The organism is Chromobacterium haemolyticum (genome assembly GCF_002081825.1).
In the GTDB taxonomy this organism is placed as follows: domain Bacteria; phylum Pseudomonadota; class Gammaproteobacteria; order Burkholderiales; family Chromobacteriaceae; genus Chromobacterium; species Chromobacterium fluminis.
In genome coordinates, this window is the sequence record NZ_MUKU01000008.1 from 133,056 (window position 1) to 159,682 (window position 26,627).

At 66.5% G+C, this 26,627-nt stretch carries 23 protein-coding genes; 15 read left to right on the forward strand and 8 right to left on the reverse strand.

From position 1 onward, the window contains the following. Window positions 1–22: 22 nt before the first annotated feature. The 3 genes from mutL (at window position 23) to B0T39_RS08075 (ending at window position 5,478) form a co-directional block, all read left to right on the forward strand. Window positions 23–1,918 (forward strand): DNA mismatch repair endonuclease MutL, encoded by a 1,896-nt coding sequence (gene mutL / locus B0T39_RS08065; protein ID WP_081545665.1) that lies wholly within the window; start codon window positions 23–25, stop codon window positions 1,916–1,918. 3 nt (window positions 1,919–1,921) lie between these two features. Then, window positions 1,922–2,743 carry an MBL fold metallo-hydrolase gene (locus B0T39_RS08070; RefSeq protein WP_081545614.1) on the forward strand — a complete coding sequence of 274 codons (822 nt, stop codon included), beginning with the start codon at window positions 1,922–1,924 and terminating at the stop codon, window positions 2,741–2,743. Window positions 2,744–3,099: 356 nt separating this feature from the next. Next, the gene (locus B0T39_RS08075; protein ID WP_081545615.1) at window positions 3,100–5,478 is read left to right on the forward strand and encodes a chitinase C-terminal domain-containing protein; all 2,379 of its coding nucleotides are present in this window, start codon (window positions 3,100–3,102) and stop codon (window positions 5,476–5,478) included. Here the strand turns inward: B0T39_RS08075 and B0T39_RS08080 are convergent. Further along, complete coding sequence (locus B0T39_RS08080) at window positions 5,466–5,669, reverse strand: hypothetical protein (protein WP_081545616.1); 204 nt, start codon at window positions 5,667–5,669, stop codon at window positions 5,466–5,468. The genes B0T39_RS08075 and B0T39_RS08080 overlap by 13 nt on opposite strands. Window positions 5,670–5,758: 89 nt before the next feature. Between B0T39_RS08080 and sgrR the strand changes: the two genes are divergently transcribed. The 4 genes from sgrR (at window position 5,759) to B0T39_RS08100 (ending at window position 9,777) form a co-directional block, all read left to right on the forward strand. After that, window positions 5,759–7,441 carry an HTH-type transcriptional regulator SgrR gene (gene sgrR, locus B0T39_RS08085; RefSeq protein ID WP_081545617.1) on the forward strand — a complete coding sequence of 561 codons (1,683 nt, stop codon included), beginning with the start codon at window positions 5,759–5,761 and terminating at the stop codon, window positions 7,439–7,441. 105 nt (window positions 7,442–7,546) lie between these two features. After that, window positions 7,547–8,092 (forward strand): MarR family winged helix-turn-helix transcriptional regulator, encoded by a 546-nt coding sequence (locus tag B0T39_RS08090; RefSeq protein ID WP_081545618.1) that lies wholly within the window; start codon window positions 7,547–7,549, stop codon window positions 8,090–8,092. Next, on the forward strand, window positions 8,089–9,303 hold the full coding sequence (locus B0T39_RS08095) for a cyanate transporter (protein ID WP_176219516.1): 1,215 nt from the start codon (window positions 8,089–8,091) through the stop codon (window positions 9,301–9,303). The genes B0T39_RS08090 and B0T39_RS08095 overlap by 4 nt, the downstream gene beginning before the upstream one ends. 57 nt (window positions 9,304–9,360) lie before the next feature. Beyond that, a complete protein-coding gene (locus B0T39_RS08100) occupies window positions 9,361–9,777 on the forward strand; it encodes a RidA family protein (protein WP_081545620.1) in 417 nt (138 codons plus the stop codon). A 59-nt stretch (window positions 9,778–9,836) separates the two neighbouring features. Here the strand turns inward: B0T39_RS08100 and B0T39_RS08105 are convergent, their stop codons facing one another. From B0T39_RS08105 to B0T39_RS08135, 7 genes are all read right to left on the reverse strand, one after another. After that, a complete protein-coding gene (locus tag B0T39_RS08105; protein ID WP_081545666.1) occupies window positions 9,837–11,108 on the reverse strand; it encodes a flagellar assembly protein T N-terminal domain-containing protein in 1,272 nt (423 codons plus the stop codon). Continuing rightward, the gene (locus tag B0T39_RS08110; RefSeq protein ID WP_081545621.1) at window positions 11,108–11,749 is read right to left on the reverse strand and encodes an LPP20 family lipoprotein; all 642 of its coding nucleotides are present in this window, start codon (window positions 11,747–11,749) and stop codon (window positions 11,108–11,110) included. The genes B0T39_RS08105 and B0T39_RS08110 overlap by 1 nt, the downstream gene beginning before the upstream one ends. A 109-nt stretch (window positions 11,750–11,858) precedes the next feature. After that, entirely contained in the window at window positions 11,859–12,776 is a 918-nt protein-coding gene (locus tag B0T39_RS08115; protein ID WP_081545622.1) for a GlxA family transcriptional regulator, read from the reverse strand. Continuing rightward, window positions 12,766–13,674, reverse strand: a complete 909-nt coding sequence (locus tag B0T39_RS08120; protein ID WP_081545623.1) for an EamA family transporter — start codon at window positions 13,672–13,674, stop codon at window positions 12,766–12,768. The genes B0T39_RS08115 and B0T39_RS08120 overlap by 11 nt, the downstream gene beginning before the upstream one ends. Beyond that, on the reverse strand, window positions 13,661–13,879 hold the full coding sequence (locus B0T39_RS08125; protein WP_081545624.1) for a DUF1737 domain-containing protein: 219 nt from the start codon (window positions 13,877–13,879) through the stop codon (window positions 13,661–13,663). The genes B0T39_RS08120 and B0T39_RS08125 overlap by 14 nt, the downstream gene beginning before the upstream one ends. A gap of 109 nt (window positions 13,880–13,988) precedes the next feature. After that, window positions 13,989–14,540, reverse strand: a complete 552-nt coding sequence (locus tag B0T39_RS08130; RefSeq protein ID WP_081545625.1) for an isochorismatase family protein — start codon at window positions 14,538–14,540, stop codon at window positions 13,989–13,991. 70 nt (window positions 14,541–14,610) lie between these two features. Continuing rightward, a complete protein-coding gene (locus tag B0T39_RS08135; RefSeq protein WP_081545626.1) occupies window positions 14,611–15,318 on the reverse strand; it encodes a LysE family translocator in 708 nt (235 codons plus the stop codon). A 230-nt stretch (window positions 15,319–15,548) separates the two neighbouring features. On the opposite strand from B0T39_RS08135, the gene B0T39_RS08140 reads away from it, so the two are divergent. From B0T39_RS08140 to B0T39_RS08175, 8 genes are all read left to right on the forward strand, one after another. Continuing rightward, window positions 15,549–16,997 (forward strand): PLP-dependent aminotransferase family protein, encoded by a 1,449-nt coding sequence (locus B0T39_RS08140; RefSeq protein ID WP_081545627.1) that lies wholly within the window; start codon window positions 15,549–15,551, stop codon window positions 16,995–16,997. Window positions 16,998–17,199: 202 nt separating this feature from the next. Continuing rightward, window positions 17,200–20,475, forward strand: a complete 3,276-nt coding sequence (locus tag B0T39_RS08145) for a sensor domain-containing protein (protein ID WP_081545628.1) — start codon at window positions 17,200–17,202, stop codon at window positions 20,473–20,475. A 513-nt stretch (window positions 20,476–20,988) separates the two neighbouring features. Beyond that, a complete protein-coding gene (infA, locus tag B0T39_RS08150) occupies window positions 20,989–21,258 on the forward strand; it encodes a translation initiation factor IF-1 (RefSeq protein WP_081545629.1) in 270 nt (89 codons plus the stop codon). Between the two features lie 9 nt (window positions 21,259–21,267). Beyond that, window positions 21,268–21,489, forward strand: a complete 222-nt coding sequence (locus B0T39_RS08155) for a hypothetical protein (RefSeq protein WP_081545630.1) — start codon at window positions 21,268–21,270, stop codon at window positions 21,487–21,489. A 378-nt stretch (window positions 21,490–21,867) separates the two neighbouring features. Continuing rightward, complete coding sequence (locus B0T39_RS08160; RefSeq protein WP_081545631.1) at window positions 21,868–23,193, forward strand: glycoside hydrolase family 19 protein; 1,326 nt, start codon at window positions 21,868–21,870, stop codon at window positions 23,191–23,193. Between the two features lie 218 nt (window positions 23,194–23,411). After that, entirely contained in the window at window positions 23,412–24,002 is a 591-nt protein-coding gene (locus B0T39_RS08165; protein ID WP_081545632.1) for an ANTAR domain-containing response regulator, read from the forward strand. A 17-nt stretch (window positions 24,003–24,019) separates the two neighbouring features. Beyond that, window positions 24,020–25,117 (forward strand): CmpA/NrtA family ABC transporter substrate-binding protein, encoded by a 1,098-nt coding sequence (locus tag B0T39_RS08170; protein WP_081545633.1) that lies wholly within the window; start codon window positions 24,020–24,022, stop codon window positions 25,115–25,117. 303 nt (window positions 25,118–25,420) lie between these two features. Further along, window positions 25,421–26,623: a nitrate/nitrite transporter gene (locus B0T39_RS08175; RefSeq protein WP_081545634.1), complete on the forward strand. Its 1,203-nt coding sequence runs from the start codon at window positions 25,421–25,423 to the stop codon at window positions 26,621–26,623. Window positions 26,624–26,627: the final 4 nt, after the last annotated feature.

A 26,627-nucleotide genomic window follows, 5' to 3' on the forward strand; every position in this document is an offset into this window, starting at 1 on the left:
ACATCACGCCCCAATGCCGCCCATGAAACGCATCCAACGCCTGCCCGACCACCTCGTCAACCAGATCGCCGCCGGCGAAGTAGTGGAACGCCCCGCTTCCGCGCTCAAGGAAATACTGGAAAACAGCCTGGACGCGGGCGCCACCAAGGTTACGGTGGACCTGGCCCAGGGCGGCATCAAGCTGCTGCGCGTCACCGACAACGGCGGCGGCATCGCGGCGGAAGACCTGGCGCTGGCGCTGGACCGCCACGCCACCAGCAAGATCGCCTCGCTGGACGATCTGGAAAACGTCTCCACGCTGGGCTTCCGCGGCGAGGGTCTCGCCAGCATCGCCTCGGTGTCGCGGCTGACTCTCGTCAGCCGGCCGCCGGACGCGGAACACGCTCATCAAGTCATCGCCATCGACGGCGCGCTGCACCCGGTGGAGCCTGCCGCCCACGCGCCCGGCACCAGCGTTGAAGTGGTGGACATCTATTTCAACACCCCTGCGCGGCGCAAATTCCTGAAAAGCGAGAATACCGAATACGCGCATTGCGAAGCCGTTTTCGAGCGCATCGCGCTGGCCCACCCCCATGTGGAGTTCATGCTGCGCCACAACGGCAAAGTGATCTGGCGCTTGCCGGCGCAAAGCCTGGCCGAACGCGTGGCCGCGATGCTGGGCAAGGACTTCGTCGCCGCCGCCATCGAGATCGACACCGCCGCCGGCCCGCTGACGCTCAGCGGCTTTGTCGCCTCTCCCACTTATTCCAAGGCCAGCCGCGACGCCCAGTACTTCTACGTCAACGGCCGCTTCGTCCGCGACAAGACCGCGCTGCACGCGCTGCGCCAGGCGTATCGCGACGTGCTGCACCACGAGCGCCACCCCGCTTACGCGCTGTTCCTGACCATGGAGCCGTCCGGCGTCGACGTCAATGTGCACCCGACCAAGATCGAAGTGCGCTTCCGCGAGTCGCAAGCCATCCACCAGTTCCTGTTCCACAGCGTGCACAAGGCCTTGGCCAGCACCACCGCCGGCGCCGCGCCTACCGTTCAGATCGCCGGCGCAGATGAGGCAGTAGAACCGGCGCTGGCCCAGGGCGAATCCGCGCCGCTGTTCGACAAACCGTTCAGCCGCCCCGCCGCTCCGGCCCCTAGCGGCTCCTCGCCGCAAGCCGGCTTCCGCTACCAGCAGCAAGCGATGCCGCTGCACGTGGCCAGGGAAGCCACCGGCATATACGACAAGCTGTTCGGCGGCCTTCGCGAGGAAGAACGCGCCCAGGCCGCCGCGCCGGCGCCGGTGGAATACAGCCTGCCGCCGCAGCGCGTGGCCGCACTGCCGCAAAGCGCGGACGGCATTCCGCCGCTGGGCTTCGCACTGGCGCAACTGCACGGCGTCTACATCCTCAGCCAGTGCGAAGACGGGTTGATCCTGGTGGACATGCACGCCGCCCACGAACGCATCGTCTACGAACAACTGAAAACCGCGCTGGAGGCCGACACCATTCCAATGCAGCCCTTGCTGCTGCCCGTGTCCTTCGCTGCCGACCGCATGGAAGTGGCCACCGCCCACGAACACGGCGAGGAGATGAAGCGGCTGGGTATAGAACTGGCGCCGCTGTCCCCCACCCAGATCGCCGTGCGCGGCGTGCCGGTGTGGCTGAAGGACGGCAACCCGGTGGACCTGGCGCGCGCAGTGCTGAAGGATGTGCGCGAATTCGGCCTCAGCCAAGTGCTGACCGAGCGCCGCAACGAACTCCTGGCCACCATGGCCTGCCACGGCGCGGTGCGCGCCAACCGACAACTGACGTTGCCGGAGATGAACGCGCTGCTGCGCGATATGGAAGCCACCGAACGCTCCGGCCAGTGCAACCACGGCCGCCCCACCTGGACCCGGCTGTCCATGCGCGAGCTGGACAAGCTGTTCATGCGCGGCCAATAAACCATGCGCGTCACCGTTCTGGCGGAAAACCACAGCCTGCGGCCGGACCTGATCGCCGAAGCCGGCCTGGCGCTGCTGATCGAGGACGGCGAAGAGCGCATCCTGTTCGATACCGGCCGCAGCGACGCGCTGCTATACAACGCCAGCCAATTGGGCGTCGACCTCGCCTCGCTGAGCCGGGTGGTGCTGTCGCACGGCCATTACGACCACAGCGGCGGCCTGCCGGCGCTAAGCCGGCTGCTGCGCGAACGCGCGGCGCCGCCGCTGCCGCTGCTGGCCCACCCCGAGGCCTTCCGAGCGCGCGAAGCGCGGCTGGGGCCGATCACGCTGCGCAAGCTGGGCTCGCCGCTGGCCGAAGCCGATCTGCAAGCCAGCTTCGAGCTGCAACTACACGCCCAGCCGCACGCCTTCGCCGGCCGCTACGTCTTCCTCGGTCAGATTCCGCGGCTGCGCCACGCCGAAGGGCGCGGCACCCTGGGCCGCCTAATCGACGCGCGCGGCCACCGGCCGGACCCGGTGACCGACGACTCGGCTCTGGTCTACCGCGGCGAGCAAGGCCTGATCGTCTTCAGCGGCTGCGCTCATTCCGGCATCCGCCACATCGTCGACTACGCGCGCGAAGTGTGCGCCGAACCCCGCGTCCACGCGGTGATAGGCGGCTTCCACCTGCGCAGCGCCAACCCCTGGCGCGTCTGGCGGACCCGTCGTTATTTCCAACGCCTGGGCCCGGAACGCCTGCACGCCTGTCACTGCACCGGCTACGCCCGCCACGCGCTGGCGCGCCAGCACCCCATAGCCGCCGGCAGTCAACTGAGCTTCGACTAAACCGGTTTCGACAGTTCCTGCCGCGAAAAAACGACAGTTCGCTCGCTTCGCCATTATTCACGGCCGGCGTGCCGCATTGCAGCATTCCGTCCGCCGCACCGCTCCCCTCCCCAGCCCCCAAACAGCGTAAGCGCCGCCCAGCCGGGCTTTGGCCGGTTGGGAAATTCGCTCCCGCTCTGGAACTAGCAAACAGCCGCGTAAATACACCTGAAAAAAAGAACAGGTGTGTGCTTAGTCCCTCCATGCACATGCTTAGACCCAATACCACTTACATACAACTTTAATACAACTTAAATACAAGTCGGCACTTCCCGCCGGCCTTTCGCCCCCGCCTTTTTCCAAGAAGGAGATGGACTGTGAGCAAAGCCTTACTGCTGCTGAAAACCGGCCTGGCCGGCACCGCCGTGGCCGGCGCCGCGCTGCTGGCCGCCCAGCACGCCCCCACCGCCGCCAAAGCGCCGGCCTCCGCCGCCCGCGACAGCCTAATCAAAACCGCGGCCGCCAGCTGCGCCGACCCGGCCTGGAGCGCCGGCTCGATCTACACCGGCGGCCAGCGCGTCAGCTACGAGGGCCAGACCTGGGAGGCCAAATGGTGGACCCAGGGCAATACGCCCTCCGCCAGCGACGCCAGTCCGTGGAAATTGATCGGCCAGTGCGACGGCGGCGGCAACCCGACCGAACCGCCGCTGGTGCAAGTGCCGCCGCCCACCGGCAACGCGCTGTGCCGGCCGGAAGGGCTGGCGCGCACCGACGGCGTGGACGTGCCCTATTGCGCGGCCTACCAAAAAGGCGGCGCCGAACAGCTGGCCAACGGCAGCCGCAAACGGCTGATCGGCTATTTCACCAGCTGGCGCACCGGCAAGAACGGCCAGCCGGCCTACCTCGCCAGCGACATCCCCTGGGGCAAGCTCACCCACATCAACTACGCCTTCGCCCATGTGGACGGCAATAACCGGCTGTCGGTGGGCGAAAACAATCCCGGCAACCCGGCCACCGACATGAGCTGGCCGGGCGTGCCCGGCGCTGAGATGGACGCCAGCCTACCTTATAAGGGCCACTTCAACCTGCTGACCCAGTACAAGCGCAAATATCCAGGCGTCAAAACCCTGGTTTCGGTGGGCGGCTGGGCCGAAACCGGCGGCTACTTCGGCGCGGACGGCAAACGGGTCAACAGCGGCGGCTTTTACAGCATGACCATCAACGCCGACGGCAGCGTCAACCAGGCCGGCATCGACGCCTTCGCCGACTCCGCCGTCGCCTTCCTGCGCAAATACGGCTTCGACGGCGTGGACATCGACTTCGAATACCCCACCTCGATGAACGACGCCGGCAACCCGCTGGACTGGAGCGTGGCCAACGCCCGCCGCGGTTCGCTGAACAAGGGCTTCAACGCGCTGACGCGGACATTGCGCGAACGGCTGGACCGCGCCGCCTCCCAAGACGGCCGCTACTACCAGCTCACCGCCGCGGTGCCGGCCTCCGGCTATCTGCTGCGCGGCATGGAAGCCTTCCAGAGCCTGCGCAACTTCGACTTCGTCAACGTGATGTCCTATGACCTGCACGGCGCCTGGAACGAGTTCGTCGGCCCCAACGCCGCGCTCTACGATGACGGCAAGGATGCCGAACTGGCGCGCTGGAGCGTGTACACCACCGCGCAATACGGCGGCATCGGCTATTTGAACACCGACTGGTCCTACCACTACTACCGCGGCGGCCTACCGGCGGCGCGCGTCAATATCGGCGTGCCCTACTACACCCGCGGCTGGAAGAACGTCAACGGCGGCAGCAATGGGCTGTGGGGCACGTCGGTGGGCGGCAACTGCCCGACCGGCCTGAAAACCTGCGGCGACGGCGCAGTGGGCATAGACAATCTGTGGCACGACCTGGACGAACAAGACCGCGAAGTGGGCGCCGGCTCCAACCCGATGTGGCACGCCAAGAACCTGGAGAAAAACCAGGCCGGCAGCTATCTGTCCGCCTACCTGGACCCGAGCAAGCCGGAAAACCAGCTCAACGGCAGCTATCAGCGCTTCTACAACGACACCCTGAGCGCGCCGTGGCTGTGGAACGCCGGCAAGAAGGTGTTCCTGTCCACCGAGGATGAACAGTCCATCGCCAAGAAAGCCGCCTGGGTCGATGCCAACAACGTCGGCGGCGTGATGTTCTGGGAACTGGCCGGCGACTACGACTGGAAACAGGACCGCAACGGCGGCAAGGGCGAGTACTTCATTGGCACCACGCTGACCAGCCTGCTGTACAACGCCTTCAGCAAACCCGCCGCCGTCAACGTCAAGCCCGCCGCCGCTGCGCCAGCGGCCACCGCGGCTATCGACGTGGGCTTCTCGCTCGACGGTTTCGCGCTGGGCGACAGCAATTATCCGATCAACCCCAAGCTGACCATCACCAACCGCTCCGGCAGCAGCCTGCCCGGCGGCACCGAGTTCCAGTTCGACGTGCCCACCTCGGCGCCAGCCAACTTCGCCGACCAGTCCGGCTTCGGGCTCAAGGTGATCAGCGTCGGGCATAGCGGCAACAATATCGGCGGCCTGAAGGGCGACGCTCACCGCGTTTCGGTCAAGCTGCCGTCGTGGCAGACGCTGGCGCCTGGCCAGAGCGTCAGCCTGGCCGTGGTCTACTATCTGCCGATTTCCGGCCCGCGCAATTTCAGCGTGACCCTGGGCGGCAAGACTTACGCCATCCGCGAGGAGGCGCCCTACCTGCCTTACTTACGCTGAACTCCCTCGTTCTCCTCAGTACCTTCCAAGCCGGGTTCGCCCGGCTTTTTTTTTGCATCGCCGCCCGCCGGCGGCTCCCATTGCATCAACTCATTCAAGCTAGCCAGCGCCGCCTGCGGCGTCAGGCCGAGCACCGGCTTTTTGCCGTCGAGAAAGCGCTGGTAAAACAATAAGATTTGTTCGGTTTTCATCGCTGTGGACTCCCGCTGTGGATGCGAGTATTGTCGGCGCAATATGAGGCAATAAAAATTGCTGACTTTAGATCAGGAAATTTCCCCTTATGTCCGCGCGGCTCGCCCAGCAATACCAAAAACTCCACCGCCATTTCGCCGGCCAGGCCGAGGCCGTCTCGCTGCAACAGCTGGCCGATCTGCTGTTCTGCACCCGCCGTCACATGCGCAGCCTGCTGCAACAGATGCAGGCTCAAGGCTGGATAGCATGGCAGGCGCGGGCCGGCCGAGGCATGCGCTCGCGGCTGAGCTTTCTGCAAGCCCCGGAGCAGTTGCAACGGGAGCGCGCCGCGCAACTGCTGGAACAAGGCAAGGTGGAACAGGCGGTGGACCTGTTGGGCGACGATCGCGGCGAACTGGCGCCCTTGCTGCTGGCGCGACTGGGCAAGCGCTGGAGCCAGGACCGCCAAGTACTGGGCGTGCCCTACTATCGGCCCTTGCCCAATCTCTACCCCGGCACGCCGCTGCGCCGCTCGGAACGCCATCTGGTCGGGCAGATTTTCAACGGTCTAAGCCGGATAAACGAGGAAAAAGGGGAAGTGGAAGGCGATCTCGCCCACCACTGGAACCAGCAGGGCCCGCTGGAATGGCATTTTCACCTACGCCCGGCGGTACGCTGGCACGACGGCGTCGAACTCAGCGTCGCCGATGTCCAGGCCTCGCTGCTGCGCTTGCGCGCGCTGCCGCTGTTCTCCCATCTCAGCGCGGTGCGGCCGCTATCGCCGCGCAGCCTGGCTCTGGAATTGAGCGAGCCCGATCAATGGCTGCCCTGGCTGCTGGCCGACAGCGCCGCGCTGATCCTGCCCGCCGACCACGCCTCGCGCCCCGACTTCGCCTCCCGCCCGGTGGGCACCGGCCCCTACCGCGTCGCCGCCAACACCCGACACCAGCTGTGCCTGCAAGCCTTCGACGACTACTTCGGCTACCGCGCGCTGCTGGACCAGGTGGACATCTGGATGATGCCGGAGCTGGGCGAGCAGTTGGAGCACGGCGACGGCCAGGTCTGCGGCCTGGAAGTACGCATCAACCCGCGCGAGCCCAGCGTGCAAACCGAAATGGCGCTGGAGTCCGGCGTTTACTTCTTGCTTGCCGACGGCCGCTCGCCCCGCATGCACGATGCGGCGCTGCGCGACTCGCTGGCCCAGACGCTGGCGCCGCTGGCCGTCATGCATGAAACCGCGCCGGCGGTGCGCCAGTACTGGGCCCCGGCCGCAGGCTTGCTCCCCAACTGGCACCACACCCAGCCCCCCCTCAACCTGCAGCCGCCGGCCGGGCTGAGCACGCTGCGGCTGGCCTATTACGAACAGCACCCGGAGTACCAATTGATCGCCGCCGCGATGGCTCGCTGTCTTCAGGCCCACGGCGTGGCGCTGGAGTGCCGCGCGCTGCCCTACGCCGACTGGGAACAGGGACAGGCCGAGGTCGACTTGTGGCTGGGTTCGGTCAACTTCGCCACCCAGCCGGAATATTCTGTGGCCGCCTGGGTGCTGGGCACCCCGCTGCTGCGCCGCTGCCTGGAGCCGGCGCTGCCGCTGGCGCAATGGCGCCAAGGCTGGCGCCAGGGCCTGTTCCACGCTCAGGACCTATCCGCCGCCGTGGTCCAACAACGCTGGATGCTGCCGCTGTTTCACAACTGGCTGCGCTTGCAGGGCCCGGCGCAGATGCAGGGCGTGCGCCTCAACAGCCTGGGGTGGTTCGATTTCAAATCCGCCTGGCTGCACCCAGACAGCTGAAGCGGTAAATGGCCACAACGCGTCATGCCCTCGCATAACTTCATATAAAGATACTTTAAGTAAAATATCTTCCCAGGAATACATACCCATGACATAATCGCCGCCATGGACAAGATCGACACCATCATTTCCCAGTGGCGACGCGAGCGTCCCGACCTCGATAGCGCCAGCATAGGCGTCATCGGCCGGCTGGCGCGGCTAGTCACCCATGTCGAGCGCGCGCTGGCCGACAACTTCGCCCGCTTCGGACTCAAGGACGGAGAATTCGACGTGCTGGCCACACTGCGCCGCGCCGGCGCGCCCTATCAGCTATCGCCCACTATGCTCTACACCACGCTGCTGCTGACCTCGGGCGCGGTCAGCAAGCGGCTGGACCGGCTGGAGAACGCCGGCTGGGTGGAGCGCCTGCCCGACCCCAACGACCGCCGCGGCATGCTGATCCGTTTGAGCCCGGCCGGGCTGGAGCTGATAGAACGGGCGATGAGCGCCCACATCGCCACCCAGGAAACCGCGCTGTCCGCGCTGGCCGAGCCGCAACGCGAGCAACTGGCCGCGCTGCTGAGCCAATGGCTGCAAAGCTTCCCCGGAGAAGCGCAAGCCGAAGCGACGCCCCAAGCTCGCACCATTCCCACCGAAGGCAAAACTTCATGAAGCAAGACACTCCCGTTCAGCGCCCGCTGTGGCTGGCGCTGTCCATCATCCTGGTGGGCCTCAACCTGCGTCCCGCCCTCGCCGCCATCGGCCCTTTGCTGGATCAGTTGCGCCACGCCACCGGCATGAGCTTCAGCGACGCCTCCCTGCTAACCACTCTGCCAGTGGCCACCATGGGCGCCGGCGCTTTTCTGGGCAGTTGGCTGGAACGCCGCGCCGGCGCGCGCCTGGGCGTGGCCCTCGCTCTGGCAATGATCCTGCTGTCCAGCGCGCTGCGCTGGCTCCCCGCCAGCTTCGGCGCGCTGTTGGCCACCGCCTTGATGGCCGGCATCGGTATCGCGCTAGCCCAAGCTTTGATTCCCGGCTTCATCAAGCAGCATTTCCCGCATAAGGTCTCCGCGTTGATGGGCTTCTACATCACTGCCATCATGGGCGGCGCCTCGCTGGCCGCCGCCGGCGCGCCCTGGCTGGCCGCGCATAGCGCGCACTGGCAGAACGGGCTGGCCGCCTGGGCCGCGCTGGCCGTGCTGGCGCTGCCCTGCTGGCTGCTGAGCGCGCCGCGCGGCGCCCCCGGCGGCGGCTCCGCCGCCCGCTCGCCGCAATTCAGCCAGATCCCGCGCGCCTGGTTGCTGGCCTTCTATTTCGGCATCGGCACCGCCGTGTACGCCAGCTCGCTGGCCTGGTTGCCAGCCTTGTTCGTGCAATTGGGATGGAGCCAGCAACAAGGCGGCCTGATGCTCAGCTTCATGACCGGCATGGAAGTGGTGTCCGGTCTGACCATTCCGCTGCTGTCAGCGCGCAGCCATGACATGCGCGGCTGGCTGACTCTGGTGCTGCTGGCGGTGCTGGCCGGCCTGCTGGGCATGGTGCTTGCGCCGCACGGCGGCCTGCTGTTGCTGTGGGTGGCACTGCTGGGCCTGGGCGTGGGCGGCCTGTTCCCGCTGACCATGATTCTGACGCTGCACCACTACGAAGACGCGCGCAACGCCGGCCAGCTGTCGGCTTTCGTGCAGGGGATCGGCTATCTGATCGCCGCTGTGGCACCGTTCGCCGCCGGCTGGATACGCGACGCCACCTCCAGCTTCAATCTGGCCTGGCTGTGCCTGGCGCTGTTGATCGCCAGCCTGCTGGTGCTGACCCGCCGCTTCGCGCCGCAGGGCTACGCCGAGGCGATGCAAAGCCCAACCGTCGCCGCCGCGCAAACCCGCTGACCCGCTGACCCCAGGGCGGCGCGCTGTGCCGCCCTGCAAGCCACCAGGAGAAAGCAGATGAGCAAAGCAGTCCCCTTCCACCTGAGCAATCCCGCCGGCCTCTACGACCCGGCGCCCAACGGCTATTCCCATCTGGCCATCGTCAACCCCGGCAGCCGCATGTTGCTGGTGGCCGGCCAGGGCGGCGAAAACGCCGCCGGCGAGCTGGCAGACGGCTTCGAGGAGCAAGTGCGCCAAGCCTTGGCCAATCTGCGCGCCGCCTTGGCTGCCGGCGGCGCCGATCTCGCCCACGTCGCCAAGCTGACGGTATTGATCGTCGATCACAGCGAAGCGAGGCTGCACGCCTTCGGCGCGCTGCTGAGCGCCGCCTGGGGCGCGCTGCCGACGCCGACCTGCACGCTGATCCCGGTGCCGCGGCTGGCGCTGGACGGCATGCTGTTCGAGATCGAGGCCACCGCCTTCCTGCCTGCTTGAGTTAGCCGGCGCAAAAAAAAGCCCGCCTTCACGGCGGGCTTTTTTATTGGCGACAGGGATTAACGTCGCGGCATGAAGCGCACATAGTCCCCTTCACTCACCTTGCCCTGCGACTGCACCGCGCCGACGGCGAAATTAGGCTGCACCTGGCTGATGATGACATCGCCGGCCAAGGTCTCCGGCACGCCCAGCTCTCGCCCGGAGATCAGATCCCGCACCGGTTGCGCGCTCTTGCGCTGGTAGACCAGGAATTTATCGCCAACGGCGACGCCGTCCAGCGAGCCGGCATTGATATACACCTGGCGCGCGTCGACCAGTTTGACGATGCGGGCGGAGAACGGAATGCAAGAGATCACGTCGCCAATCCGGCTCACCGCCTGATCCAGCGCCCGGCTCACCGCCTGGCCGTAATCGCTCTGCCAGAACGCCGCCGAGGCGAACGGCCGCGGCGGGTTGGGCGTCACATCGCCCCGGGCCAACTCCGACACCCGCTCGCGGGCCAGCAAGGCGCCGGTCAGGGCGTCGTACACCCAGACTTCGGCGTCGAACTGGCGCTCGGTGGGCACGTACTTGACCCCGCCGCCGAACAGGCCGGCGAACGGCCCGTTGTAGAAGGTGCCCTGCTGACTGGTGTTGTTGGACTCGTACAGCGATTTACGCAGCCCCTTGGCGGTAGCGCCGGTGGCGAGCACCCTTCCGGCCACCACGAACTGGGCGTCTTCGGATTGGCCGATGCGGCGGGCGATCTCCGCGCCGGCGGCCGGTTCGGCCACGCGCGAATCCGCCAGCACCGACACCGTATTGACGTCCAGCAGACTGTACATGCGGTTGGCGCCCAGCCGCCGCGACAGCTCGGTGGGCAGGCCGGTGGCCAGCTCCGGCATGTCTGACGCCTCCGCCGGGCGGTCCACCTGGAAATACGTGGTGACGATCTTGCGGCGCAGGCTGCGGCCCGGCGGCATCGCGCAGGCCGGCTCCTTGCCGCGCGCGGCGCCGGACGGCTTACCGGTGTCCACCTCCACCAACACATGGTAGAGCTTGCCCTGCTGGAACTCCTTCACCACCTTGACCGCGCCCTGCGCCGGCGCCAGCGGCGTCAGCGAGCCGGACTCGCTGCTTTTGCCGTAATCTAGCCCCTGCGAAGCCTCTACTCGCGCGCCTTGGCGCAACGCCACCATCTTGAGCGCGTCCTGCAGCGCCTGCTCGCGCGCGGCGGCGACGCCGTTGTCCAGCGAAGCCACGCCTTCGGCGCGCATGATCTCGGCGCCGGCCGGACAAACAAAAGCCGCCGCAAACGCGGCGGCCAACAGGGTACGGAAACGAAACCGCATCATTGAGCCATATAGTAGTTGCTGTTGTAGCGCGCCGCGCCGCAATTGCCCTCGGCGCACTGCAGGCCAGACGTGGCGTTTTCCTGCGAAGCCTTCATCACGCTGCCGGTCTTGTCCAGCGCCTGGCGGAACTGCTTGTAGAAATCCTGATCCAGCGTGATTTCGGCCACGGCCTCGCTGGTGCCGTCCGGCTTCATGCTGTTGGAAACGATGTTGACCCCGCGCAGATAAGCATCCACATAAGTGCGGAAGCTGTCGCTGTTGGCGATCATATTCGATACCGAGCTATTGCCCACCAGCTTCATGCCCTGAACCTGTTCGGCGATGGCTCGGAAAGCGTCCAGCCGAGCGGCGCGCAGCGCCAGCAGCTTGCGCTGCGACGGCGTCAGACTGGAGGAGTACGGCGCCGCGCCGCTGCCCACCACCCGCACCACAATGGGCTGATAGGGATTCACCTCCTTCACCACCACCTTGGGCGCTTCGGTTTCAATGCCAGGACCGACGAAACCGACGCCGCTCGGCGTCATCCCCGCGGCGGCGCGCGGCGCTTCGGCGGCCTGCGGCGGACGCTCGGCGGTGGCGCAGGCGGACAAGCCCAGCAAGACGGACAAAAAGCAGGCAATACTGGGAATCGTTTTCATGGCAAATACCGTTGGATATTGCTGGAATTATGAAGCGATCTAAGCGAACGTCAACCGCAACATCGGCATTCCCATGCAAAACTTGAATAAAAACAAAATCCCGCTCGCATCAGCAAGCGCCTACGCCGGCCCGGTTCAACTGCCGGGCCGAGGAAAACCCGGCCGCCAACGCGGCCTTCTCCTTGGACAGGCCGGCGTCGCGCCACTGGCTGGCCAGCGCCAGCCGCAGCCCGGTGTGATAGTCATGCACCGATACCCCGGCGTGCTCGCGGAACAGCCGCGACAAATGCCTGGCGCTGACATGCACTTGGCCGGCCAAGTCCTCCACCCTCCAGCCGCGGGCCGGATCAGCGGCGATCAAGTCCTGCGCCTTGTGCACCGCCGGGTGCAAATGGTTGCGGTGCGTCAGCCACGGCGACAACTCCGGGTCCCCGGCGGAGCGGCGGAAATACACCACCATATGGCGTGCCACATCGCGCGCCAGCGCCGGCCCGGCGAGCTGCGCGATCAGTTGCAGGGCCAGGTCCACGCCGGCGGTGATGCCGGCGCTGCTGCTGACGAGCCCGTCCTGCACGAATACGCGGTTCTGCTGCACCCTGGCCTGCGGCGCCAATTGCTGCAAACGCTGCAGCAAAGTGTGGTGAGTGGTGCATTGACGGCCGTCCAGCAAACCGGCTTCCGCCGTCAGCAGGCTGCCGGAGCAAATACTGGCCACCCGCTGGCGGCTGGGATCCACCCTGCGGCGCAACCAACGCACGATCTCGCGCGCCTCCGGGCGCGCGTAAGCCTCGATCGAATGCGCGGCGCCGCTGATCACCACCAACGCCTCGTCCGGCAGAACCTCAGGCAAGGGCGCCACGCCTTCAAGGCTCAGGCCCAGCGAGGTGGGCACGCCGGACGCCGGCGCGATGTAGTGCGACCGGAACGGCGCGCCCAGTTGCGCGGCGATGCGGAAAGCGTCGGCCGGGCCAGCCAGGTCCACCAGCAGCAGATTGGGCGGCAATACGAAAAAGATATCAAGCGCCACGCGTCGCCGCTCCCGCGCGCAAGCGTGCCAGCCAGCGCGCGCCGAACACGTTCACCGCCAAACCGGCCAGTAGCAGCAAGCTGCCGGCGGCTTGCAGCGCGCTCAAGCGCTCATCCAGCAACAGACCGGACGCCAACACGCCCACCACCGGCACCAGCAGCGAAAACGGCGCGACCTTGCCGGCCGGATGGCGCGACAGCAATCTGCTCCATAAACCGTAGCCGAACAGGGTGGCGACAAAAGCCAGATAGGCCACCGCGAACCAGGCCTGCGGCGTGAAATGCCCCAGGGCGGCGGCGATGCGTTCGCCCCCCTCCAGCCACCAGGACAGCAGGAAGAACGGAATCGGCGGCACCAGGCTGGACCACACCACCAGGCCCAGCGGTTGCACGCGGTAGCCGGCGCGGCCCATCTGCCTCACCACCACATTGGACAGCGCCCAGCTGAAGGCGGCGGCGATGGTCAGGCCCAGACCCACCGCCGTCATGCTGTCGCCCTTGCTCAGGCCGATCAGCGCCAGACCGCACAGGGCCAGCAGCAAGCCGGCCATCTGGCTGGCCTGCCAATGCTCGCGCAGCCACAAGCCGGCCAGGATCAAGGTGAAGAAAGCCTGTGATTGCAGCACCACCGAGGCGAGGCCGGCCGGCATGCCCAGCTTGATCGCGGTGAACAGGCAGGCAAACTGGCCGACGCCCACGCAAAGACCATAAGCCAATAGATAGCGCCACGGCAGCGACGGCCTGCGGATGAAGAACAAGGCCGGCACCGCGGCCAGACAGAAGCGCAGGCCGCCCAGCAGCAAGGGCGGCACATCGGACACGCCCCATTTGATCACCACGAAGTTGACGCCCCACACCAGCACGATGGCCAACGCCTGCAGCAAATCACTCCACGGCATCGTCGCCTCCTTGCGCCGACGCGCCCGGCCACACCACCGCCTGAGCGACAATGACGTGCTCGCCGTTGAAGGTTGCCGCCGGCGAACCGTGCAGCCGATAGTCCAAAGCCAGCGCCTCGCTGACGCGACGGCAGAAACCGGCGTCGTCCGGGCCGCTCAGCAGACGATAGGCCAGCATGCCGTCAGGGGGAAGGGTGGGCCGCATGCAATTCTCCCATGGCTGCGCGGCGGGCCCTGCCCGCCGCATTCATTTTAGATAGCGCTTCACAGTACCATCAGACAGTCGCGATGGCGACGGTCAAATACCCGCTCGCTCAGCGCGCCAGCTTGGCCAGCGCCTGCTCCACGCTGACGATATCGGCGAAGCGGCCGGCCAGCACCAGCTCGGTCTTGGCCCGGATTTCCGCCGGGCTGAACACCTGGCCGCTATGCGGATGAGTCATCGCGAAGGTCAACGTGGCCTCGGTGACGAAGTCCACCTCGTAACCCAGGTCGGACGCCACCCGGGTGGTGGTTTCGCAGCATTGCTCGGTGCGGATGCCGGACACGATTAAGCGCTGGACGCCGTGGCGGATCAGCCAGGGCTGCAGGCCGGAATCGGTCAGGGCGTTGTGCACGTGCTTGACGAAGGTGGCTGCCGGCCGGTGGCGCAGCCACTCCAGCGGCCGCACCAGGCCGGACTCGGCGGAAAAAGCGTCGTCGCCGTCTTCGTGCAGGATGTTGATCACCGGCGCGCCCAGTCTCTCGGCACCGGCGATCAATTGCTGCAGCTTGTCCTGAAAGGCCGGAATCTCGTCTTCCTTCCAATACGGACGGTGGCGGAACGACTCTTGCGCGTCAATCACCAGCAAGGCGGTTTTCTTCATGGCGGTTTCTCCCTCGCGTCCAGGCCGGACGCTGTTGAACACAGCCCGAATGCTACGGACTCGCGCGCCTTTATTTAACGCTGATTACGGACAAGCCGCTGTCAAAAACGGACATCGTGCCCACCGCTTGCGGCGCCGCCGGCGCCGCCGCGATCTCGGCGGCCCTTGCCGGATCGCGCGGCTGGAACTCGTCGTACAACAGCCACAGCGCAGTGGCGGCCATCAACACTCCCATGCTCAGATTGAAGCCCAATAGCGCGCGAGGGCTGGCGAGCCAAGCGCGCAAACGTTCGCCGGCCCAGGCCCAGACGCCGATGCAGGGCAGATTGACCACGGCGAACACCGCCGCCAGCATGGCCGCGCCCAGCCAGCGCTGACCATCCGCAGCCGGCATGAACAGGATGGCGGCGTTGATCACCATCACCCAGGCCTTGGGGTTGAGCCATTGAAACAGCGCCGCGCCGACAAAACCCAGCGGCCGCGCCGCCGCGCCCGCCTCCGGTTGGCCGGCGCGGGCGATCTTCCAGGACAGCCACAATAGATAAGCGCAACCCAGCAAGGCCAGCGGCAAGCGCGCGGCCTGGATGCCGTCCAGCAACAGCGACAATAGGCTGCCCACCAGGAACACCTGGAAAGCGCAACCCAGGCTGATGCCCAGCATGTGAGGAATGGTGCGTCGAAAGCCGAAATTGACGCCGGACGCGGTCAGCATCAGATTATTGGGACCGGGGGTGATGGACATCACCGCCACGTAGGACAGTAGGGCGAATTCGGGCATGATGGGCTTCACTTTCTTGCTCCGCTCCGGCCGGCGGCGCGGTGTGGCGATACAAGGGGCCGACCCGGCCCCGCTTTCCCAATCCATGCTACGCAGCGGTGCGCGACGCCAACAGCCGCAGCTGTCACCTTTCGCGGTGGTGACAGCGCGGCGTTTCCTCAAACTGTCACCATCGCCTATCATGGGCACTGTGTCTGTCTACCGCCGCCCAAGCGCGGCAAGCTGTCCCCATGGAACCCATTGTCGCCCCCCAAGCCCCCACGCTGTATCAGCAACTGGCCGACGATTTGTCGCTGGCCATCAAGCGCGGCACCCTCCCGCCCGGCGCCAAATTACCGTCGGTGCGGCGCACTTCGCAAAGCCGCCAGCTCAGCCTGAACACCGTGGTGGCCGCCTACCGGGTGCTGGAAGACCGCGGCTTGATCGAGGCCCGGCCGCAATCCGGCTACTACGTGCGGGCGCGGCTGCCGTCGCCGGCTCGCCCGGCGGCCACCCTCAGCAGCCCGGCCGCGCCCACTCGCCCACAGGTGCTGGGCCTGATCGACACCGTGCTAGAGGCGCAGCAGAACGAGGATTACATCGACCTGGCGCTGGCCTGTCCGCACGGAGGAGACTTCTATCCCGGCAGCAAGCTGGGCCGGCTGATGGGACAGATACTGCGCCGTCAGCCCGGCATGGTCAGCCGTTACGCGTTGCCGCCGGGCTCCTTGCGGCTGCGCACCCAGATCGCGCGCCGCGGCCTGGAACTGGGCATGACCCTGCAGGCTCAGGACATCGTACTCACCCACGGTTGCATGGAAGCGCTGCAATTGGCGCTGCGCGCGGTGACCCGGCCCGGCGACACCGTGGGCCTGGAATCGCCCACCTATTTCAACCTGCTGCCGCTGATCGCCAGCCTGGGTCTGAAAACGGTGGAAATCCCCACCGATCCGCAAACCGGCCTGTCCATCGACGCGGTGGAGCTCTTGCTGGCGGAAAAGCGCATCAACGCGCTGGTGGCGATGCCCAATGTGCACAACCCGCTGGGCGCAACCATGCCGCTGGAAGCCAAGAAGCGGCTGGCGCGGCTGATCACCCGCCACCAGGTGCCGCTGATCGAGGACGCCTTGTACGCCGAGCTGCAGTTCGGCGACACCCTGGCGCCGGCGGTCAAGGCCTTCGACGAGGAAGGCTGGGTCATTGTCTGCTCCAGCTACACCAAGACGCTGGCGCCCGACTTCCGCATAGGCTGGATGGAAGGGGGCCGCTTTGGTCACGCGCTGCGCCAGCTCAAGTTCGCCTCCTCCGTGGCGGAGCCGGCGGTGCTGGCGGAAACCTTGGGCGCTTTCCTGGAGTCCGGCGGCTACGATCATCATCTGCGCGCGCTGAAGCGGCGCTACGCCGCCCACGTGGAGAAGGTGCGCGGCATGATCGCGCGCCACTTCCCGGCCGGCACCCACGCCACAGCGCCTTCCGGCGGCTTTCTGATCTGGGTGGAGCTGCCCGAGGACATCGACGCGGTGGAGTTGTTCCACGCCGCCATCGCGGAGAAGATCAGCATCATGCCCGGCCCGCTGTACTCCCCCAGCGGCCGCTATCCCAACGCCCTGCGGCTGTCCTGCTGCTATCCGCTGGACGACCGCTATCTGGCGGCGCTGGCGCGCGTCGGCGTTCTGGCCGGCCAGCTCCGGCGTTCATAAAACTCCGCCGGCAACGCCTCTGCGCGGCGGCGTCCGGGCAAACCCTCGCTTCATCGCGCGCGTAGAGCATCTTGAAGGCGCGCGAGGGGGTTATCGACCTCTCATATTGCTATTAAGTAGTTGGCCTTTTTGCAATCCACGCCTAACAATTAAGCAAGACCTGAGCGCGCGCGCAGCGGGCTCGAGCGCAAAAAGAGACTTCATGCCGACGACCAAGAAACCAGCCGCCGCCGACAGCGGGTCCGCCGCCGGCAAACACCAGCGCCGTCTGCGCGACCTGCTGACCCGCTACGACGCCGCCTTCTCCGCCGGCGCGTCGCTGGACAGCCTGTTGCGCCAGCTGGAGCAATTGCGCGATTACGCGCTGCGCCACGCCATCGGCGAAGCGCAGATCTTGTCCGCGCTGGCCGCTCAGCCCTCCTTGCCGCAGGACAGCGCCGCCGGACGACAAGCGCGGCAGATGCTCACGGACATGACCCATAATCTGGGACGACAACTGCTGCAGCCGGCGCAGCCCTCCTCCCCCAAGCCGCTGTCGCCGGCTCAGGCCATGCTGGAACAATTGGAAGACGGCGTGCTGCTGCTGGAGCCTGTAGGCCAGCAAGTGCTGTACGCCAACGCCGCGCTAATGGAGTTGCTGGGCCTCGCCGACGCGCCCGCCTACCCTGTCGCGCTCTCGGCGCTGGCGCCCGGCAGCGGGCTGACCGAAGCGCTGCGTCCGCTGCTGGCCTTGCCCAAGGACAAGCCCAGCCAAATCGCCGCCATCCCGCTGCGACGGCCGGAAGGCGACACCGGCCATGCAGACATCCGCGCGCGGCCGTTGCGGACCGATGATCATGACTGCCTGTTGCTGACCTTCCACGACGCCACCGACCGGCTCACCTCCGAACAATTGCTGACCCGCCATCTGGACATCCTCGCGCAACTGGCCGGCCTGTCCGCGGAGCTGGCCAGCCAGCCGGCCGAACCGCTTTGGGCGCGCATGAGCGGCCTGCTGGAGCGCGTGGGCCGCTTCCTCGGCGCGGACCACTGCCTGCTGGCCCTGCTCGATGTCGACGGCAAGCAAGTGCGCATCGCCCGCGAGTGGCGGCGCGAGGCGCGGGTGGGCGCCCCTCCGGCCGAACCCCCGGTCATCCCGCGTCCCAAGCTCTGCTGGCTGGAACAACAGCTGGGCCAGCAGCGTACTTTGCAGTTGAACGACAGCGCCGACGGATCGGAAGCTGCCGCCGTTCTGCGGCAGTTGCTGGGCGACAACGGCCAGAGCGCTCTGCTGGCCACGCTGCGGCCTCGCCAATGCTGGCGCGGCGTGCTGGCGGTCAGCGCGCCGGCCCCCCTCAGCTGGCTGTGGATAGAACAACACATGCTGCAATCGGTGGCGGACATGCTGTCCAACTTTCTGGACCGCAGTCAGCACCACAGCGATGCCCAACGCCGCCAGAGCGAGGCGCTGGCCCAGGCGCGCATCGGCCATTGGGAATGGCGACGCGGCGACGCCGCGCCGCATTGGTCCGACGAGCTGTATCAACTGTGGCGGCAGGACCCTGCCCGGTCTCCCCCGCCGCTGACGCAATTGCCCGCGCTGTTGCCGCCCGCCGACTGGCCTCCGCTGCGCCGCTGCCTGCGTCAAGTGCTGCGCCGGCGCGAAACCGCTCAACTTGACCATCGCATCCTGCTGCCGGACGGCGGCGACCGCTACGTGCGCCACCACATCGCGCTGGAACAGGACGACCGCGGCCGTGTCCTCCGCCTGAGCGGCACCCTGCAGGACATCAGCGAATTCAAGCTCCGCGAACAGACTCTGCAACAAGCCGCGGCCGTCTACGAGCACACGCTGGAAGGCGTGATGATTGCCGACGCCGACCTGCGCATCCTCGACGTCAACTCCGCCTTCAGCGCGCTCACAGGCTACGCCCGCGTCGATCTACTGGGGCAAAGCCCGCGCGTATTACACTCCGGCCGCCACGACGCCGGCTTCTACCGCCGGCTGTGGCAGGCCGTGGCGGAGCACGGCCGCTGGCAAGGCGAGATATGGAACCGGCACAAGGACGGCAGCGTGGAACCGGCCTGGCTCACCGTCACCGCGGTGCGCGACGGCGACGGCGCGGTACGCAACTACGTCGGCGTGTTCTCCGACATCGCCCAGATCAAGAAGTCCACCGCCGAAATGGCGCAGCTGGCGCATTACGATTCCTTGACCACCCTGCCCAACCGGCTGCTGTTTCTGTCGCGGCTGGAACACGCCATCCAGACCGCCAAGCGCGAACGCCGCCGTGTGGCGGTGCTGTTCATCGACCTGGACAACTTCAAGCAGATCAACGACACCCGCGGCCACGGCGCCGGCGACCGCCTGCTGGTGGAAGTGGCTGCCCGGCTCAAGGACTGTTTGCGCGCCAACGACACCGTGGCCCGCATCGGCGGCGACGAATTTCTGATCCTGCTGGAGAACCAAAAGGCCGACAACCCGGTGATCGACATCGCCAACAAAATCGTCAAAGCCTGCTCCCGCCCTTTCCAACTGGAAGAACAAGAGGTGGAAGTGGGTTGCAGCGTGGGCATCAGCATCTACCCGCGCGACGGCCAAGACGCGGAAACCCTGATGCGTAACGCCGACGCCGCCATGTACCAGGCCAAAAACGACGGCAAGGGCGCCTTCCGCTTTTACACCGAGGAGCTGACCCAGCGCGCTCGGCTGCGGGTGGAGCAGGAGCGCGAACTGCGCCTGGCGCTGGAGAGACGGGAGCTGTTTCTGGTATTCCAGCCCAAATATCATCTGCAAAGCGGCGCTCTTGTCGGCGCCGAGGCCTTGCTGCGCTGGCAACACCCAAGCCTGGGGCTGATTGGACCGGACACCTTCATTCCGCTGGCGGAGGAAACCGGCCTGATCATTCCGATCGGCAGCTGGCTGATCCGCCACGCCTGCGGCATCTTGCGACGCTGGCAAGACGCCGGCATATCGCCGGGCGTACTCAGCCTCAATATCGCCGGCGCGCAAATCCAGCGCGCCCCCATCCTGCAAACCCTGAAACAGGCGCTGCGCGACTGCCGGATTCCACCGAGGCAGATCGAGCTGGAAATCACGGAACGCTTCGTGATGAGCAATCCGGACGCGCATCTGAAAGTGCTGCGCGAACTGCGCCAGCTGGGGGTAGGCCTGTCCATCGACGATTTCGGCACCGGCTACTCCTCGCTCAGTTACTTGCGCCGCTTGCCGGTGCAAACGCTGAAAATCGACCAATCACTGGTGCGCGGCCTGCCGGACAGCGAGCACGAGGCCAGCATCAGCCTGGCCATCATCTCGCTGGCCAAAACCCTGCACCTCGGCCTGGTGGCCGAAGGCGTGGAGAACGAGGCGCAGCGCCGTTTCTTGCTGGATGCCGGCTGCGAACACGGCCAAGGCTTTCTCTACGCCCGGCCGCTGCCGGAAGACGAGTTCGCCGAACTGGTCAAAAACGGCGGCTCGGCCCCGCTCCGCCCCTGAGAATCTGTTTACGATCGGCTTCGCTTCGTGAAACATGACTTTGCGAGTACGTCTTAAAAATGCCCATGCTCCACGCGTGGATTCCGCTTTCTCCGCCGTTTTGCCTTGTCTCGCCCTGGCTCGCGAAACTTTGAACAGACTCTACGCCGCCAAGGCGAAGAAACCGGCTTGCCGATCAGATTTTCACCACAGCGACGGCGGCGTCGAATAAATCCATCTCCCTGATTTTTTTGTGAAAACCTCCTCTTCGCCGCGCCTGATTCGGCCATTGCCGGAAAAATCCTTGTATTTTTCTGACAAATCAGTGCGTTAGATATATAATACCGTTCGCCTCAGATTTTCTGATCGTTCCGGCAGCTGCCTGCTGGACGCTCCGCCTTGCCTGAGGGCTGCCTGTGAAGCCAGCCCCTCCCTAGCTTGGTTACCGAATAGACGCGCCAATAGCTCCTGCTCGCGGCAGTCCACGTGACTGCCGCTGTGGCTGTTGGCCTACCGTATTAGAAAGGAATCGTAATGTCCAAAGAAGACATGATCGAACTGGAAGGTGTTGTCATTGAAATGTTGCCCGAGTCCCGCTTCCGCGTGCGCCTGGACAACAACGTCGAAATCCTTGCCTATGGCTCGGGCAAGATGAAGATGCACCGTATTCGCGTTCTGGTAGGCGACCGCGTCACTGTAGAGATGTCGCCTTACGATCTGACCAAAGGCCGCATCAATTTCCGTCATCCGACGGCCCCGGCCGGCGGCGGTTCGCCTCGCCCCCAACATCACCGGCGCCGTTGATCTGCCGGCATGACCCGCTATCGCGGTCATGCCTTGGAGCAACATTTGCGAGTCAATGAACTCAAACCCGGCGATTACATCGCCGAACAACACGATAGCGCCGCAATCACTTTTACCGTGATTGCGGTCAATGCAGTAGGACGTCACTGTCACATTACCTTTTCGTCGGAATTGGGCCTGGATTCCGCCAGCTACCCGCACGACGCCTGGATCAACGCCGCTCGCCCCTGAGACGGCCGCGCAGTTACGATTGATGCCTAAGCCGCACCCCGCCCGGGATCTCACCCCGGCGCCAGCCGCGGCCGCTTCCGCCTTGTTTGTCCGAGCCCGGCTTAGCCGCGGGTCGGCCGCATTGCCGCGTCAATCTGATTCTTCCTCAAAAAGTCATTTGACATATCAAAAATTGGTTCCATAGTGGTATCTATGCCGTGCGTCGCGCACGGCAGAAAACCACCTAAGGGGCCTGGAAAAAACCATCGCGAGCGGTTTGTAGAGTACGGCGCAACGACGCTGCCGGACCGCGCATTGGCTTTGTCCAGGCCCCCATAAACGGCTGCCCCGATTCCACGCGGCGTCCACCGCGTCGGCAGCTCGACAACAGGAGCCAACATGCGCAAACCCTTCTCCGCCCTGCTGCTCGCCCTGGCCTGCCAGGCTGCCCTCGCCGCGCCCTGGAACGCCGGCGCCGTCTACCAAGCCGGACAACAAGTCCAATGGCAAGGCCAGGACTGGCAGGCGAAATGGCGCACCCGCGCCGAAACGCCGGCCGCCAACCCCAGAGGCAGCTGGACGCCGGTGGCGGCGGCCAAGGCCGCGGCGCAAGCCGAACCGGGCCAGCCCCAGCCGCCCACGCTGCAGCAAGCGCTGCAATACGAGGCCGGCCTGACCGACACCGCTTTCTTCCGCAACGTCAAAGCCTCGATCCGCACCTTGCCCAACGCTCAGGTGGAGCAAGTGGTCCCGGGCCGCGCCGCCAACCCGCTGAACGTGCGCCGGGTGGAACGGCTGCTGCCCGCCGCCAAGTGGGAGTATTACTTCTCGCGCCGCGACGTCAGCTACAGCTACCAGCGCTTCCTGCAGGCCATCGCCAAGTTTCCCGCCATCTGCGACGACTACGGCGACGGCCGCGACGGCGACGCCATCTGCCGCCACAGCCTGGCCACCATGTTCGCCCACTTTGCCCAAGAAACCGGCGACCACAACCGCAGCGACACGGTGCCTGAATGGCGACAGGGCCTGAAATACCTGCGCGAAATGGGCTGCGACGAAACCGGCCCCGGCTGCGGCTACAACACCGAATGCGCCGACCCGGTATTCAACAAAGTGTGGACCTGCGGCAAAAACGCCGACGGCAGCTGGAAAAAATACTTCGGCCGCGGCGCCAAACAGCTGTCTTACAATTACAATTACGGTCCCTTCTCCCAAGCCATGTACGATGGCGACCAATCGGTGCTGCTGAAGAATCCGGACCTGGTGGCCTCCACCTGGCTCAACCTGACCTCGGCCACTTTCTTCTTTGTCTTCCCGCAACCGCCCAAACCGTCGATGCTGCATGTGCTGGACGGCACTTGGGTGCCCAACGCCGCGGACAAGGCGGCGGGCGCCGGCAACAACTTCGCCACCACCATCCAGATCATCAACGCCGAGTGCGGCGGCGGCACCGAGCGCCAGGCGGCGCAGAACCGCATCGACTACTACCGCCAGTTCTCCAAGGACCTGGGCTGGGACTACGGCAACGAACAACTGTCATGCGCCAATATGCAGCGCTTTAGCGCCGCCAGCTCCGCCGCCTACAACATCTATTGGGAAAAGGACTGGAAATGGGGCAATGACTACAAATGCCAGCTGGTGAATTACCAGACGCCGTACAGCGCGCTGCAAGCCGGCAACTACCAGCGCTGCGTAGAGGACAACTGGAACGTCAAGCTCAAATGAAATCGGCCGGCTCCGCTCGCGCGGGGCCGGCCTCGCCAACGACTGTTGTTCACCCGTGTTTCACCTCCTCGTCCATTGGCCATATCTCCGCTCCACGATAAGCCATCGCGGCTAAACGCCGCGTCAATCCGGCCGCGTCCTCGCTAAAAATCGCATCAAGAGTTCCCTTGGGCACGGCGCTTGCTTCAGCCAATCTGTCCCTTTCCCCCGGTGCCGCAATGTCCACGCCTCCGCCGCTGCGCCTGCTGCTGGTCAACGACCACGCCAAAACCATCGCTTCGCTGCGCCAGGCGCTGGCGCGCGCCGGCTACGCCGTCGCCGCCGAGGTGGACGGCGCCGCCGCGCTGCTGCAGGCGGTGGAGCGGCTGCGGCCGGACGTGGTGATCGTGGACACCGAATCCCCGTCGCGCGACACCCTGGAACAACTGGCGCTGCTGGGCGAGATCGCGCCCCATCCGGTGGTGATGTTCGCCGATCAGGGCGACCTGCCCACCATAGAAGCCGCGGTCCACGCCGGCGTTGCCGCCTACGTGGTGGACCAGGCCGACGCGGCGCGGCTGGCGCCCATCATCGATCTAGCACGCGCGCGCTTCGCCGAGGACGCCCGCTTGCGGCGGCGGCTGGCGGCGGCCGAACAACAACTGGCCGACCGCAAACTGATCGAACGCGCCAAGGGCATTCTGATGGACAAACGCCGGCTCAGCGAAAACGACGCCTATCAGGCGCTGCGCCAGCAGGCGATGCGCGAGGGCCTGCGCATCGCCGATCTCGCCCGGCAACTGATCCAGGCCGCCGAGTTGCTAGGCTGAACCACAAGGAAACTCCCATGACCGTCCCGCACCGCCTGCGCCTGGGCTATCTGCCGCTGACCGACAGCGCGCCGTTGATCGTCGCGCGCCAGCTCGGCTTGGACCACCGCCACGGCCTGGAATTGGAACTGCTGCGCCAGCCTTCGTGGAGCGCAGTGCGCGACAAGCTGCTCGACGGCCGCCTGCACGCCGCCGCCGCGCTGTACAGCCTGGCCTACGGCATGCGACTGGGCCTGGCCGGCCCGCAAGCCGACACGGCGCTGCTGATGACGCTGAACCAAAACGGCCAGGCCATCACCCTCAGCCACCCGCTAGCCGATGCGCTGACCGCGTCGCCGGAGCAGGCGCTGCGCCGCCGCGCCCGCCAAGACGGCCCGCCGTTGACGCTGGCGCACACCTTCCCCGCCGGCACCCATGCGCTGTGGCTCAACTACTGGCTGGCGGCGAACGGCTTGGACCCGCAACGCGACTCGCGCCTGGTGGTGATCCCGCCGCCTCAGATGGGGGCGGCGCTGGAGGCCGGCCAGTTGGACGGCTTTTGCGCGGGCGAGCCCTGGCATCAGCAGGCGGCGGCGCGCCAAGCCGGCCGCATCGCCGTCGCCAGCGGCGAAATCTGGCCCGGCCACCCGGAAAAAGCCCTGCTCTGCCGCCGTGATTTCGCGCAAAAAGAGCCTACCGCCTCCATTGCGCTGATCATGACGCTGCTGGAAGCCTGCCGCTGGCTGGAACACAGCGAGCACCGCCGCCAGGCGGCGCGCTGGCTGGCGCGGCCGGAATACATCGGTCTGCCGGAAACGCTGATCGCCGCCACCCTGCCCTCAGGCGCCGCCGGCGCGTCGGCGCTGCGCTTCTTCGATCAGGGCAGGGTCAACTATCCCTATCCGTCCGACGGCGCCTGGTTCGTCGACCAGTTCCGGCGCTGGGGCTGGCTGCGCGGCGACGAGGACGCTCGCGCCGTGGCCGCCGAGGTCAGCCAGACCCGGCTCTACCGGCAGGCGGCGGAAGCGCTGGGCCTGCCGGCCCCGGCCCAGCCGCAGCGCCGCGGCCGCTTGTGCGACGGAGTGGAATGGGACGGGCTGCCGCGTTACCCGGCGACGGAGCATCTGCTTGATTAAGCCCCGCATGTTGCAACGCACAAACTCAGTGCGCAGCCGGCCCAAAGCGCACCAGCGCGGTGCGCTTTTGCCACCGCAAACCTAGATAAAGCCAGGCTTTCCGCCGCCCCGAGGCTGGCACGGCGTTTGCATAAGTCAAGCCGGGCCTGGCACAAAGACGTGCCGTGCCCACCCCAAATGCTTGTCCGGCCAATGGCGGCCGGGAGGGCAACGGACAACGGCGTCCGCTCCTGCTATCACCGAGGAGCGAACGCCGTTTTTATTTTGGCCGGCCCCCGGCCGCTCGCGGCACAGGAGTTTCGCATGGACCGTTCTTTCTGGCACAGCGGGCACAAGCCCACCTTGCTGTCCGCCTTTCTCTATTTCGACCTCAGCTTCATGGTCTGGTATCTGCTGGGCCCGTTGCAGGTGCCCATCGCCGCGGCGCTGGGCCTGAACACTAGCGAACGCGCGCTGATGGTGGCCACCCCCATTCTGGCCGGCGCGCTGCTGCGGCTGGCCGTCGGCATGCTGGCGGACCGCATCGGCGCCAAGCGCACCGGGCTGATCGCTCAGATCGTCGTCATCGCCGCCCTGCTGGCCGCCTGGCGCGTCGGCCTGTCCAGCCTGGGTGGCGCGCTGCTGCTGGGCCTGTTCCTGGGCGTGGCCGGCGCCTCCTTCGCCGTGGCGCTGCCGCTGGCCTCGCGCTGGTATCCGCCGGCCCATCAGGGCACGGCGCTGGGCATCGCCGGCGCCGGCAACTCCGGCACCGTGCTGGCGGCATTGTTCGCGCCGGCGCTGGTGCTGCAATTCGGCTGGCAGAACGTGTTCGGCCTCGCCTGCCTGCCCTTGTTGCTGGTCCTGTTGCTGTTCGCCCGGCTGGCCAAGGACGCGCCCGACGCGCCGCCACCCAAGCGCTGGGCGAATTACCTGGCGGTGCTGGGGCAACGCGACGCCTGGTGGCTGATGTTGTTCTACGCCATCACCTTCGGCGGTTTTGCCGGTTTCGCCAGCGCGCTGCCCGGCTATTTCCACGACCAGTTCGGCTTCGACGCCAAGACCGCCGGTCTCTACACCGCCGCCTGCGTGTTCGCCGGCTCGATGATGCGGCCGCTGGGCGGCGTGCTGGCGGACCGCATAGGCGGCACCCGCTCGCTGCTGGCCGTCTATCTCGCAGTGGCGGCGTTGCTGTTCGCAGCCGGCCTTGAGCCGGGCGGCGCCAGCGGCGCGCTGCTGCTGTTCGTGCTGGCCATGCTCTGCCTCGGCGCCGGCAACGGCGCGGTGTTCCAACTAGTGCCCCAGCGCTTCGGCGGCGAAATCGGCGCGATCACCGGCCTGATTGGCATGGCCGGCGGCGTCGGCGGCTTCCTGCTGGCGGCCGGCCTGGGCGTGATCAAACAAGCCAGCGGCGGCTACGCCATCGGCCTCTGGCTGTACGCCGCGCTGGCGCTGGCGGGCTGGGCCGGCCTGGCCGGGCTGCGCCAGCGCTGGCGCGCCGGCTGGACCCTGGCCAGCGCCCGGCTCTAAACCG